The 12,994-nt window shown below is 45.0% G+C and carries 10 protein-coding genes; 3 read left to right on the plus strand and 7 right to left on the minus strand.

Translation table 11 applies throughout. The annotated features are described in order from the left end of the window. Positions 1 to 6: 6 nt before the first annotated feature. Genes DCO56_RS27350 through bioB form a run of 4 tightly spaced genes read right to left on the minus strand, consistent with a single transcriptional unit; the run spans position 7 to position 4,275 of the window. Entirely contained in the window at positions 7 to 714 is a 708-nt protein-coding gene (locus tag DCO56_RS27350; RefSeq protein ID WP_108636850.1) for a DUF452 family protein, read from the minus strand. Next, positions 711 to 1,868, minus strand: coding sequence for an 8-amino-7-oxononanoate synthase (locus tag DCO56_RS27355; protein ID WP_108636851.1), 1,158 nt, complete (start codon positions 1,866 to 1,868; stop codon positions 711 to 713). The genes DCO56_RS27350 and DCO56_RS27355 overlap by 4 nt, the downstream gene beginning before the upstream one ends. After that, positions 1,868 to 3,154: an adenosylmethionine--8-amino-7-oxononanoate transaminase gene (bioA, locus tag DCO56_RS27360; protein ID WP_108636852.1), complete on the minus strand. Its 1,287-nt coding sequence runs from the start codon at positions 3,152 to 3,154 to the stop codon at positions 1,868 to 1,870. The genes DCO56_RS27355 and bioA overlap by 1 nt, the downstream gene beginning before the upstream one ends. Positions 3,155 to 3,195: 41 nt before the next feature. Continuing rightward, entirely contained in the window at positions 3,196 to 4,275 is a 1,080-nt protein-coding gene (gene bioB, locus DCO56_RS27365; RefSeq protein WP_108636853.1) for a biotin synthase BioB, read from the minus strand. Between the two features lie 184 nt (positions 4,276 to 4,459). On the opposite strand from bioB, the gene DCO56_RS27370 reads away from it, so the two are divergent. Further along, entirely contained in the window at positions 4,460 to 5,947 is a 1,488-nt protein-coding gene (locus DCO56_RS27370) for an aminotransferase-like domain-containing protein (protein ID WP_108636854.1), read from the plus strand. Between the two features lie 470 nt (positions 5,948 to 6,417). Here the strand turns inward: DCO56_RS27370 and DCO56_RS27375 are convergent, their stop codons facing one another. The 3 genes from DCO56_RS27375 to DCO56_RS27385 all read right to left on the minus strand — a co-directional run bounded on the left by DCO56_RS27375 (position 6,418) and on the right by DCO56_RS27385 (position 10,338). Further along, the gene (locus DCO56_RS27375) at positions 6,418 to 8,388 is read right to left on the minus strand and encodes a transglutaminase domain-containing protein (protein WP_108636855.1); all 1,971 of its coding nucleotides are present in this window, start codon (positions 8,386 to 8,388) and stop codon (positions 6,418 to 6,420) included. A gap of 125 nt (positions 8,389 to 8,513) precedes the next feature. Next, positions 8,514 to 9,773, minus strand: coding sequence for a carboxypeptidase-like regulatory domain-containing protein (locus DCO56_RS27380; protein WP_108636856.1), 1,260 nt, complete (start codon positions 9,771 to 9,773; stop codon positions 8,514 to 8,516). Beyond that, complete coding sequence (locus tag DCO56_RS27385; RefSeq protein ID WP_108636857.1) at positions 9,760 to 10,338, minus strand: RNA polymerase sigma factor; 579 nt, start codon at positions 10,336 to 10,338, stop codon at positions 9,760 to 9,762. The genes DCO56_RS27380 and DCO56_RS27385 overlap by 14 nt, the downstream gene beginning before the upstream one ends. Before the next feature lie 81 nt (positions 10,339 to 10,419). Between DCO56_RS27385 and DCO56_RS27390 the strand changes: the two genes are divergently transcribed. Further along, the gene (locus DCO56_RS27390) at positions 10,420 to 12,282 is read left to right on the plus strand and encodes a vWA domain-containing protein (RefSeq protein WP_108636858.1); all 1,863 of its coding nucleotides are present in this window, start codon (positions 10,420 to 10,422) and stop codon (positions 12,280 to 12,282) included. Positions 12,283 to 12,575: 293 nt separating this feature from the next. Further along, positions 12,576 to 12,986, plus strand: a complete 411-nt coding sequence (locus DCO56_RS27395) for a hypothetical protein (protein ID WP_146191153.1) — start codon at positions 12,576 to 12,578, stop codon at positions 12,984 to 12,986. Positions 12,987 to 12,994 lie beyond the last annotated feature (8 nt).

Raw genomic sequence — 12,994 nt, forward strand, 5'->3', positions numbered from 1 at the left:
TGCATTTTAAACCTGCAGCAAAAGCTCTTGAACTAATTTTTGGGGGTAATGGCCAGCATCGAAAAACCTATGTGGGGTATGATTCCAGGCGCGTCGCTGATTTTCTGGGCTAAAAATTCTGTCTTCCGTTCCGATGTAAGCCTGATCCCATTGAAAGGCTGTGCCTGAATACGCTGCGACCTGCTCCCCAATAGCGATCAGCTCCTTTCGCAGGCTTTCGATATCACGCTTGGGTGTGTTGGCAAGAAATTGTTGCAACAGCTCCTTTGAGCCACACATCCGTAGCCGGAATTTATCCAGTGTCCGTTCGCTCAGGGTAGCGAGGGTACCTTTGAATACTTGGTTGGGAATACCTTTTTCATCATCGATCGGAAACGCTGTACCATTGATGGCTGTACAGGTACGAACCGGGTAATTTCTGGATTTCAGTCCGGGTAATACCTGTGCGGCAGCCCATACCCCCATAGACCAGGCAAAAACCTGGATCTCCTCATATCCCCGGAGCAGGCTTTCGTCCAGTGCCAGGGAATGGTAGTCATAGGCAATGATCAGATCCCGGTCGGACCTACCGTTTGATAAAAAGGGCTGTTCATCCATTCCCCAGCCCGCAAAGAATAATATGAGCTTTTTGTTGGGCGGGCTGATATAATCCATCAGAATTGGATTGTCCGGCTTTACGGTATGAAGCACCGGGGGGATTTTTTTGAGTATCATAAGCTTGCTGCAAGTTGATGGATGAGTGACGTTTTTATGCCTGCTGTTAATGAAATGCGTATCCTTGAGGTTCCTTCCGGTACGGTGGGTGGGCGGATAGGGAGTACATAAAACCCCTTCCGTTGTAGGTCTTCGGCTTTCAGTACCGCCGTCTTGCTGTCTCCGATAATCAGGGGAAGAATATGGCTTTCCGAATGACAATCATAACCTTTTGCGAGGATCTGCTGTTTGAGCAATTCGCTGTTTTTATGGAGTTGCTGACGGCGCTCTGTGAAACCGTCCAAGCGTTTTAGGACAAATAAACTCCACATGAGATTGACCGGAGGAAGAGCTGTTGTAAACAGTAGTGTTCGCATTTTATTGACCAGATAATCGCGGATAACTTGCCGGCAGACCAGATAGCCGCCCAGGGAAGCCAGCGCTTTTCCAAAGGTTCCGGTCAGGAAATCAATCTCAGCAATGCAATCTTGTTCTTCGGCACAACCCAGCCCCTTTACACCGCGGACACCCACGGCATGCGCCTCGTCGACATAAAGCAGAACGTTGGCATAGCGATGTTTGAGACTGACCAGGTAACCTAAGTCTGTGCAGTCGCCGTCCATACTGAAAATACTTTCGGTGACGATAATGATGCGCTCAAAGCGGGAAGCATACCTTGCCAATAATTCTTCGAGATGGGCGTGGTCGCCATGCCGGTACCGGAAATGCGGAGCCTTCGAAAGTCGGATGCCGTCAATTAGACTGGCATGTACCCATTTGTCGGCCAGGATGAGGGTGCCGCTATGGCAAATGGCAGGAAGGATACCCATGTTCATGTGGTAGCCACTGTTAAAAACCAGTGCGTTTTCAGTCCCAAACATCATGCTGAGCTGCGTTTCAAGTGCTGTGTACAACATATGGTTGCCTGTCAACAGGCGTGAGGATGAGGCGCTGAAAAACGCATTGTCCTTATCGAGCGACTGAAGGAATTCTTCGCGTAGTGCGGTATCTCTTGCGAGATCCAGGTAGTCGTTTGAGGAAAGATTATAGCTCGTTTGCTCTCCCTTTCGTATGGTATTTCCCTGTTGGGTAATCCAGGGGAGCTCGCGGCAATTACCTTGTTTTTTGAGTTCGTGGAGCTCTTCCGCGAAGCTATGCAATCGATTTTTTTCCATTAATTGATTTCTTTGACAACCCGGAGTAAAGCCTGTGTTAACCTGTCTAGCTCCGCTGTACTAATGATAAAGGGCGGCGTGATATAAACCAGTTTGCCAAAAGGCCTGATCCAGACACCTTCCTCAATAAATCGTTGTTGTATGTCGGCCATGGAGACTGGGCTTTTCATCTCGATAACAGCGATGGCGCCCAGCACCCTTACATTTTCCACCTGAGGGAAGTCTTTTGCTGGAGCAAGCGCTTGAAGTAGCTGTGCTTCGATGGATTTTACCTTTGCTTTCCAGTCTGTAGACAACAATAATTTGACTGACGCATGAGCTACAGCACAGGCCAGCGGATTTGCCATAAAAGTCGGGCCGTGCATAAATGTGCCGGGATTACCATTGGAAATCTTTTCTGCAATAGCAGTAGAGGTAATGACGGCCGATAAGGTCATATACCCACCTGTCAATGCCTTGCCGATGCAGAGGATATCCGGTTCTACGGCGGCATGTTCGTAGGCAAAGAGCTTTCCCGTGCGGCCGAATCCCGTGGCAATTTCATCAAATAGCAATAGGATGTTATGCTCTCTGCAAAGTTTAGCTGCCCGGCGCAGGTATTCGGGATGGTAGAAACGCATCCCGCCGGCACCCTGGACAATGGGTTCAAGGATTAGTCCGGCCAGTTCGTCCCGATGTGTTCGGATCAGTTCTGCCAGGGAAGCAATATCGCTTTCGTCCCAGGATTCATCAAACCCGATCTTGGGGGCTTCTGCAAAATAACGTATTGGAAGGGAATTGCCGAAAATGCGGTGCATTCCGGTTTCAGGATCGCATACGGACATGGCATTCCAGGTGTCACCATGGTAGCCTGAACGAACGGTGACAAAATTAGTTTTGTGAACCATGTTTTGCGCTACCCAGTATTGTACGGCCATTTTAAGTGCCACTTCCACGGCAACGGAACCGGAATCGGCGTAAAATATTTTGTCGAGCGAAGGTGGAGTGATCTCGAGAAGTGTTTTACCCAGCGCAATCGCCGGTTCGTGTGTCAATCCGCCAAACATCACATGGGACATGCTACCGAGCTGGGCAGTTACCGCAGCATTTAGTACCGGGTGGTTATAGCCATGGATGGTACACCACCAGGATGACATCCCGTCGATAAGCTGCTGCCCGTTGTCCAGTTCGATGGTACAACCCTCGGCGCGACGGACCTTGTAGGCCGGTAGCGGATCTGTGATGCGGGTATATGGATGCCATAAATGCTGTCTGTCGAAATCGTCCGTAGCGTTGTATTGTGTCATTATTTTTATTTTGTTTTCAAAAGCTGAACACTGACTTTGTTTTATTTCTCCTGTTGTTTGGCAAGGTTTCGTTCAATGCTATGATCAGGTCTCGACCATTGCGGGCGTTCGCCCAAAGCATGATATTGGGCAGCTTCTGCCGCGATGGTTTCGGGCTGGCTTTTTTTCTCAAAGGGCTGTTGCGGAATCAGGCCCAGAGTTTTGAACATCGCGAGGTCTTCATTGATGTCGGGATTGGGGGTCGTAAGTAGTTTGTCGCCTGCAAAAATCGAGTTGGCACCCGCAAAAAAGCATAGTGCCTGTCCCTCGCGGCTCATGTTACTACGGCCTGCGGATAGACGGACCTGTGTCTGTGGCAGTAAAATACGTGCGGTAGCAACCATACGTACCATTTCCCAGATGGATACAGCCTCCATTGCTTCCATCGGTGTGCCCGCGACGGGAACCAGCGCATTGATTGGTACTGATTCAGGTTGTGGTAGGAGAGCGGCAAGTGTAATCAGCATATCCGCACGGTCGGCTATGGTTTCGCCCATACCTATAATACCGCCGCTGCATACAGTAATGTTGGTTTTACGCACATTTTCGATGGTCTCAAGACGGTCACCGTAACTTCTGGTCGAGATGATTTCTTCATAATATTCGGCAGAAGAGTCCAGGTTGTGGTTATAGGCATAGAGTCCGGCCTCCGATAGCCGTTGTGCCTGATTTTCGGTCAGCATCCCCAAGGTGCAGCATACTTCCATGTCAAGCCTGTTGAGTGTACGTACCATATCCAATACCTGGTCAAACTCAGGCCCGTCTTTGACATTACGCCAGGCAGCACCCATGCATATCCGCGAACTCCCGCCAGCCTTGGCGGCCAGGGCCTGCGCTTTGACCTGCTCAACGCTCATCAGTCGTTCGGCCTTCACATCAGTATGGTAGCGCGCCGCCTGGGGGCAGTAGGCACAATCCTCCGGACATCCTCCTGTTTTTATGGAAATCAATGTGGAAACCTGTACTTTATTCGGGTCATGGTGACGGCGGTGGACTGTCGCCGCTTCGTACAGTAGTTCCATAATCGGCTTGTTATATAGGGCGACGACTTCGGCTTGTGTCCATTTTCTTTCTATACTCATGTTCTTCTGTTTGATCGTTTGTAAACCAGTGTGTTGTTGTTGTTGTTGTTGTTGTTGTTGTTGTTGTTGTTGTTGTTGTTGTTGTGAAATTACCTGTGTTTTAATTTTTTATAGACGTGTTTTTTTTGATGAATTGCAAAGATTACAGTTTAAACATTAACTTTGGTAGTCCGAAATAAACATAATGAGTAGTCCGGTAAATATAGCTTTTCATTCAATTATTAAGATTGATCGCCGCAAGGAGGATGCTGTTTATATACAGATCGTCTATCAATTTATTAATGCTGTCAAACGCAACCTGCTGGAGGAGGGGGATCTTCTCCCGGGAAGCCGAAAGGTTGCCATGGAACTGAAGGTACACCGGAAAACCGTCGTCGCCGCGTTAGCCGAACTGCAAGAGCAGGGCTGGGTGGAGATACTGCCAAACCGAGGTACCTTTGTGAAAAACCCCGAACGTGTTGCTAGTGCAGCTTCTCCGGCTGCAGCTTTTCGGCAGCCTCCGGATCGGGCTCCATATCCTTTTAGACGGGAATTGATTCTGGATACGCCTGTGTTTGAGATTCCCGAAAAATATTATTTTACAGACGGTACCCCGGATTACCGGATCATAGAGAGCGAAGAACTGGTACGTTTTTATGCTTCGATGGTGAAACGGAAAAAGAAGAGCGATGAATTGCCGGCCACGGCTGACGGGAATCTGTTTTTCAGGGATCAATTGAGTTATTATCTCAACCTAACACGTGGGTTTCATCTCTCCCGCAACTTTTTACTGCCCATTGCCAGCCGGGAACAGATCTTTTCTATTTTATCACGTTTATTGATCCAGCAGGGAGATATCGTGCTGATTGAGAGTTTAAGCTATTTTTTGCCGAATATGATCTTTAGCCAAGCCGGCGCCAGGCTTAAAACGGTGCCTTTGGATGCCGGGGGGATGGATATTGATTACATCGCAGCACAATTTAAGCCGGGTGAGATCAGATGTGTGTATATCAATACAAAATGCCAGTACCCGACTACCGTAAGCCTTTTGGAAAAAAGAAAAATACAACTGCTGCAGCTGGCCGAGCAGTATGATTTTATAGTGATCGAAGATGATGTTGATTTTGAGTCTTCGCTGGTCAAGGGCAAAGAGGAATCCCTTTTTCGGAAGAATGGCGGTCAGCGTGTCATTTACACAGGTACTTTCGGCCGTTTTCTGGATCCCGGCTTTCAAATGAATTTTTTGATTGCCCCCCAGGATCTTTTGGAAGAAGGGAAAAAATACCTCAGTCTCTTTGGGAAGCCCAATTTTATGATTGAAAAAACATTGGGTGAAATTATCCATCAAGGTGATATTTTTCGTTATCAGCGCAAGTTTCAAAAAATAGTCGCTGAGCGAAAAGACTTATTTGCGCAACTGCTGCATAACCATTTTGGAGATCAGATCACCTTTGAGGTTCCGGTGTCGGGATTGGCCTTTTGGGTCCGGTTTAATTCCAGTTTTTCGCTAACCGCCTTGCAGGAAAGAGCAAAAGAAAAAGGTGTGTTGCTGCCCAGTAATTGCCTGTATCAGAACAGGACCATCACTGCTCTCCGATTAGGTTTTGCCCATCTCGATGAAAGGGACCTATGCGAAGCAATTCAGCTACTGCATGAGGCTTATCAGGAACTGGAATCTGTGCTTGTAGTCTAAAACCTATTATGCCCTATGCTGAAGATATATGGCGGATTGTAGAATTATTGACGATTGTTATGTTTGTAGGGATGGGGTAAATATAACTAATTATAAAATCCGGGCAGAAAATCCTACGCAAGCCGCATTCGGAGAAGGAGAGAAGATCCATCGAAGATTGATTGCTGTCGGAGTGAGCATCATGCCGGGGAAGCGAAAATAAAAATGACAGGAAAAAGCCCGGAGAGGAATCAACCGGGCTTAGAGATTATATAAGGGGAATAATACTTGCTTAGAAAAGTGAAGACCTAGTCTTCATCGGTGATAATGTCATCACCATCTAACTCGAAACCTTCACCAAGGAAGGTATGTTCTAGTTCGAATAAATCTGAATCTTTAATCATTTTATTTCTTCTTTTTTGATATTCAAATTTATCCCCCTTATTTAAGCTTATCGTCAATATAACATGAAGTTTTTGTTAAGGTGTCGATTAGATTTTCTTTAATGAAATATCCAGTTTCTGTGCTTGGATGATCCGGCTAAAAAACTCTTTTAGATCAAAATACTCTTCGGGTAGAAACAGTGGTTTGTTGAATTGGGTTGCGCTCTCAATAAGAAGGACATTCGGATCTGTATTGCTGACTTTAAAAATATAACGGGCTGCACGTTCAGGTAAGGCCATGCTGATATTTTTTAATTTTGTTTCGGGAGCGTAGGTGTATCCTTTGGGCAGTTTTATCTCCATGTAACTTTCTTCCTGGATCAGGGAGCCAAAATCAATCGGGTAATTACGTTCGGTCAGATTAAACGGGTTTTTGGTGGTTTTGCTATCAAGATAGGGATTAAATGCCAGTTGGTCATTTTGTAGATTGGCAAAATTTTCAATTTCAATTTCAAACTCTTCTTTAAGCGGTTTGTCCAGAGAATCGCGATTGGATACCTTAAAGCTGTTGATTTTGATCCGGTTGTTTTCCTCATCCCATTTTTCGTAAAACTCCTCTTCAGAGTTGCTTTCTTGTAGACGTTCACGCATTCTTGACGCCATATAGCCATTCCGGGAGGTTATCCATTTTCCTTTAAGCGTGCCGTTCTCCATTAATTCACCGGAAAAGAAATTATGTTGCGAGGAAGATAGTTTTGATTCCAGTTTCACCCAGTCGGACTCGCCGGTCAAAGGAATAGAACGGCCTTGATAATTGACACATTTTAAGGGGATATTTCCGAAGGGTTCATAGGGCGAAGTAGCATCCAATAAATAATATTCCTCCCCAAGTTTTACCTGGGCAACGACATGGTTGAATTCCGATATTGCGGGCGCATACAGTCCCGCATAACCATTGTCGCGAGTTGATAAGATAACCGGGATAGCCTCCAGTTGCGCGTAACGAAGCGCATTGACCAGTCCAAGATTGATGTCGGCGCTGTTGCCCGTTCTTTTCTCCAGCGCTTCTTTAATGTTTTTTGCGTAGATGGAGTGCTTATTGTTCCATTTGATCTGTTTCTGGAAGTAGGTGTAGAGACGTGACGCCTTTGCGATGTCATTATTTGCCCCCCGCAATACAGGTTCAATAAAATCCTTCAGCGCACCTTTTCGTTTAACCTGGCCACCAAAACTTTCATCTGCGACCAATTTTTCCCGCACATTCTCCCAAGTAAGAGAGAAGTCTTTTGTGGGACCCATTGGGATACTATACCGCCCGAGTTCAAAAAATAGAATAGACCGAAAGTTTTTCGAAGAGGTCATATAGTCTTCACTGTGGAAGGCCGGAATATTCTCCATGATATAGGTCGTTCTATTGCCCAGAATATCACCGATTTCACTATGCAATCCTGTGTTGTAATTATCTGTTTTGCGGTCTTTGATGGGAAATCCCCCCTTTAAATTGGATTTATAATGACAGATTTCCGGTATACGCGTGACATACTCACTATAGATCTTGGGGATTTCCTCCTGAAATTCCCAGGCATTGAGGTTGAAAATAAAGGGTGATTCCGTTTTATAACGATATTCAATAATTGTTCCCTCCTGGACCTGTGGGATGGCTGCCTTGGTTAGGGAAAGGTTTTCCGATGAATTTTCGTTAAAGATATTGGCCTTTGTCATTTCGGTTTCGACAACTTTGTCTCCCTGAAGATGATAGGAGGCTCCTTTGATATCAGTGACAGTTTCGCGGTCATTTCCACTTTTGTAGAGTGGGATGCTGAAGTTTGCATGCTGGTAACCTTCCTTGTTCAATATTTTGATCCGGACGTGTTTGACGAATTCGACAACAAGGCCGGCATGCGAAGTGTAGTTGACCTGGGCGGAACCGTATTCTCGGATCACAAATGCATTGGCTGCGGTGTCCAGCTTACCAATATCAATGGAGAAATCCTCTTTTTTTACTTTACCAAATGAAAAATCTTGGGCATGAGCCAAAAAACTGCCGAAAAGAAGCAGACCGGTGAAAAAACATTTCATAAAAAGTCACTATATGGTTAAGAATTATATAGCGAATGTATGAAATAATTTTAAATTTTATCAACTAAAATTTCGTGTTGATGCTAATTATATAGGTTTTATTATTGCCCTGGTTTTGTCGGACTTTAATAGGTGAAATCGAAGGTTAGTGTGACGTATCGGTTGTCTTCACCTTTCCATTTTGGCCCTGAAAGTAAAATCTCTTTGGCTTTATTGTCCAAATAATCATTTGCACTTTGTAAGATGTTGATATTGGACGGGAACCCATCTTTATCTATATAGAAACTTAGGCGTACCGTGCCTTCATATCGGCTGTTGGCTGTTTTTTTCTTGACGTAATTGTTAAATGATTTCCAGCCCCAGACCGGTTCTGCGCTTTTTGTTTTCCGGGAGGACATGGTTGTGACGACCACCTCGTCCAGTGTTGCGCCGGAAGGCTGTAGTTTTACGTTCAGGTTCTTGTTGCGGCGCATATTTAATGCAACTGTATTATAACCCACAGCCATAATATCAACCAGCGAGTCTACTGTGCTTGGCTGAATAGTGGCTTTGCCTTGTGCATCGGTATTTGTAGCCAATTTACTATTTGGCTGCATGATCGTAACACCCGATATCGGCAGACCTGTCTCTTTATCACGTACAGTGACCTGTAAAGGGCTTCCGCTCGTTTGCGGGCTAACATTTATGCCAGCTACACGGCCGGCAAGGGTATTAAGCTGGTCTCCTCTGATAATAACATTACTTTCTGTGACACGCTGTTTTGCTTTTGGAGCGTAACCGTAAACAACGGCACTGTCCATCAATTTTGAATCGCGATTGGATCTATCCGATTGAATACCCCTGTTCATTTCAACCGGGGCTACACGCAGGGATTGTTCCTTTAGAGGGGGGATGCTCTCCTCCTGTCTGTGCTGAGGGTTATCGGACGGCTTGCTGTTGTTAGCCAAACGAGGATTATCCGGTTCCTTGAGATCGGGTTCAATAACAGTTGAGGCAGCAGAATCCGCTTGAGGGCTTAATTTTGATGACGGTGCATCAGCCGGCAAGGCAACATCGGCTGTACGGTTTGCTTCGGACGGGCTTTTCTGTTGTTGGAAATAGATAATTCCTATGCCTAAAATAGTAACCACACTGGCGGCAATGGCCAGTCGTTTCCAGTCAAAGACTTTTACTTTTGTCTTTCTATCGTCTTCGACACGTCGTGCAATACGTGCATTGAGATCGGAAGGAACAGCGTTTTTTTGATCTATTTCTATACCCATAAGAATATCTGCCAACATGGGATCACGTTGGGCCTCACGTTCAATGGCGTACATCTCTTTGGGAGAAAGTAGGCCGTTGACGTATTTCTTTAAGTATGCTATGTCGTAATTACTGTCGCTCATTCCAAGCCTCCATGCAATTTTTTAAATTCCGCTTCCCATTCTGGATATAACTCTTCACTTCATTTAAGCTATATCCTGTCGAGTCGCTGATCTCTTTGTAACATTTTTCCTCCAGAAAAAAGAGCCTGACGGACTGTTGCTGTTTGTCCGGTAGTTTTTCCAGACAGCCTTCCATGGCCGTCAATTGTTCCTCTTTTTCATCATGTTGTTCATACTGATGCAGATCTTCGGGATATTTCACAAATTCATCCAAAGAAATTTGTGATTTGTTCTTTTTCGATCTTAAATACATCAGGCAATGGTTTTTGCTCAATACATATAACCATCGTGGAAAGTCTTTGATTTCTTGTTTATTAACTTTGTAGATGAGCTCTTCAAAAATATTCATCACTGCATCTTTGCTCAGTTCCGGATCTTGAAGATACCGTAAACAGACATAATATACCATTTCAGTATGTCGTTGATAGAGGTCGCCCAATACCTTGAGATCTGTTGTCTCCTGATATTGTTGCAAGAGCTCATGGTCTTGCGTTGAATCCTTTTTTGACGACTTGAATGCGAACATTTTATTTGCTAAAAATATTTTTTTTTTCTGGTTTATGGAAATTTAATATTTGTCGCATCCCTTGACAAAAATGTGAAGGATATGAGAACAATACTTTTTTTAATAAGCCTGCTGTTATCCATCGGTGGATATGCCGGGCAAAAATATGAGGTGAAAGGGAAAGTAACGGATGCAACGACAAAATTGGCGCTAAGTGCCGTGGTGGTAACAAATGTGCAAACGAAAGAAAGCACATCCACCGATCGTGATGGGAATTACCGGATTCAGGCGGAAGCAGGGACGACAATCCTGGAATTCAGTTATCTCGGTTATATTACACAACGTATCCAGGTAAAGCGCAAGACGAAAGTGGACGTAGCCATGGTGCAGGATAACCGTGCACTGGATGAAGTTGTCGTTATGGGGGATCGTAAAGTTGCGAAAAGAAATACAGCAAATATGATGACTGCCTCTACGGCCTTAGCAGGCCAGACTCAGGGACTCTATATTCGTGGAGGGTATATACCCGATCAAAATCAGGAATCCTATCAAAAAATCAAAGAAAATAAGTTTATCAATCCACTGAAAGAGCCGCTGTCAACATTTGCTGTTGATGTGGATGCTGCTTCATATAGCAATATCCGTCGGTTTATCAACGCTGGCAGTTTACCCGATAAAGATGCCGTACGTGTTGAGGAGATGATCAATTATTTTCAGTACCGCGTAGCAGGACCGAAGAACGGCGAACCAGTAAATATTGTAACCGAATTGACCAAGGCCCCCTGGAACAATCAGCATCAGTTGATGCGTGTGACGTTAAAAGCCAAAGATATTCCAACGGACAAACTCAAAGCCTCTAATTTAGTCTTTTTGATTGATGTATCCGGATCAATGATGGGCGCCGGGCGATTGCCTTTGGTAAAATCTTCCTTAAAAATGTTGGTGGATCAGCTGCGCGATATTGACCGTGTTGCTATTGTCACCTATGCTGGTTCGGCCGGCGTGAAATTGGAGAGTACCAGCGGTAGTCAGAAAATGAAAATCAAAACGGCCATAGACGAGCTGGAGGCCGGAGGAAGTACCGCCGGTGCTGCGGGGATCAAAAAAGCCTATGCTATTGCCCGCCAAAACTTAATCAAGGGTGGAAACAATCGAATTATTCTGGCCAGTGACGGCGATTTCAACGTAGGGGAGAGTAGCGATGAGTCTATGGAAGAACTGATTGGTAAAGAGAGCAAATCGGGGGTTTTTCTGACCGTGCTCGGTTATGGTATGGGAAATTTGAAAGATGGTAAGATGGAGATTTTAGCCGATAAAGGACATGGCAATTACGCTTATATCGACAATATTTCCGAAGCCAGGAAAGCGATGGTCACCGAGTTTGGCGGCACATTATTCACAGTGGCCAAAGATGTCAAGATTCAGGTCGAGTTTAATCCAAATTATGTTCAGGCCTATCGCCTGGTCGGTTATGAAAACCGCCTGCTTGAAGCGGAAGATTTCAACAACGATCAAAAGATGGGCGGCGATATGGGGGTAGGTCATGTGGTTACCGCGCTTTATGAGATCGTTCCTGTCGGGGTCAATTCGACGATGGTTGGGACAGTAGATCCATTAAAATACCAGAAAAATTCGACGAAATACATTGAGGTCAGGGGAAATGGGGAATTGGCAGCAGTCAAATTTCGTTACAAAGAACCCGAGGGTGAAAAAAGCAAATTGCAGCAGCAGGTCGTGCCGACTAAGGTAACTGATTTGAATAAGGTCAGTGAAGATTTACGCTTTGCAACTGCAGTGGCCGAACTGGGACTTTTACTTCGTGATTCGGACTTTAAACAGCAGGCTGATTTTGATCGTTTGATCGCACGGGCGAAGACCGCAAAGGGAGCAGACGATGAAGGCTACCGTGCCGAATTTATCCGGATGGCTGAAAATGCACGTGACTTATCGAAAGCAAAATTGTAGTTAATTGCCCTGTTTAAATTTAAAGGAATAACGTGTTGAGGAAAAGAAGGGGAAAGACCCGGTGCAATGGATTGACAAATTGCACCGGGTTGATTCATTTTAAAGTGTTGTACAGAAAGAATAGCTATCAAATTGTTGTATGTTAAGTTTGTGCAAGCAGACTTTTGAAAAATAGGCATCGGAAAATCATAAATAAATAGATATTTTTAAGGCCGAATAATTGCTTACCGTTTTGTGTGCCGGCATGAACACCAGTACAGATTCAGAAAGAGCAGATAAATAACAAATTTCGAATGAAAAATTTCCTTTTATGTTGCTTCCTTTTAATAGGAATGGGGACACCGTCACAGGGGCAACATACGGCGCTCAACAAACAGCAAACCATAGCCTATATTAACAAGCTGTATAAGATGGCTTACCACTACAAAGAAACCAAAATTGACACCGTTACGGTGGACGGGAAAGTCCTGACTGTATTTCTGTCAACAGGGCAACATTACCGGAGTGATATTTCTAAGTCGGAACCCCTTATCATCGCAAGGGTAAAGGCCGGCTATCAGATCCGCTATAAATCGGCTGCGAGTACCGAAGAAATCTTATGGGCTATCCAGACCGAAGATGATGCCAAACGTTTGCAAAAGGCCTTACAGCATCTGATCGGGATCCTGAAAACAGAAAAGAAGACTGATCCTTTTGGAAGCTAATAGCTGAA

It is taken from the genome of Sphingobacterium athyrii (assembly GCF_003071065.1).
GTDB classification, from domain to species: domain Bacteria; phylum Bacteroidota; class Bacteroidia; order Sphingobacteriales; family Sphingobacteriaceae; genus Sphingobacterium; species Sphingobacterium athyrii.

Coding starts and splice junctions, on each gene's coding strand:
- DCO56_RS27350 (WP_108636850.1), bottom strand. CDS start 714: ATGATACTCAAAAAAATCCCCCCGGTGCTTCATACCGTAAAGCCGGAC.
- DCO56_RS27355 (WP_108636851.1), bottom strand. CDS start 1,868: ATGGAAAAAAATCGATTGCATAGCTTCGCGGAAGAGCTCCACGAACTC.
- bioA (WP_108636852.1), bottom strand. CDS start 3,154: ATGACACAATACAACGCTACGGACGATTTCGACAGACAGCATTTATGG.
- bioB (WP_108636853.1), bottom strand. CDS start 4,275: ATGAGTATAGAAAGAAAATGGACACAAGCCGAAGTCGTCGCCCTATAT.
- DCO56_RS27370 (WP_108636854.1), top strand. CDS start 4,460: ATGAGTAGTCCGGTAAATATAGCTTTTCATTCAATTATTAAGATTGAT.
- DCO56_RS27375 (WP_108636855.1), bottom strand. CDS start 8,388: ATGAAATGTTTTTTCACCGGTCTGCTTCTTTTCGGCAGTTTTTTGGCT.
- DCO56_RS27380 (WP_108636856.1), bottom strand. CDS start 9,773: ATGAGCGACAGTAATTACGACATAGCATACTTAAAGAAATACGTCAAC.
- DCO56_RS27385 (WP_108636857.1), bottom strand. CDS start 10,338: ATGTTCGCATTCAAGTCGTCAAAAAAGGATTCAACGCAAGACCATGAG.
- DCO56_RS27390 (WP_108636858.1), top strand. CDS start 10,420: ATGAGAACAATACTTTTTTTAATAAGCCTGCTGTTATCCATCGGTGGA.
- DCO56_RS27395 (WP_146191153.1), top strand. CDS start 12,576: ATGAAAAATTTCCTTTTATGTTGCTTCCTTTTAATAGGAATGGGGACA.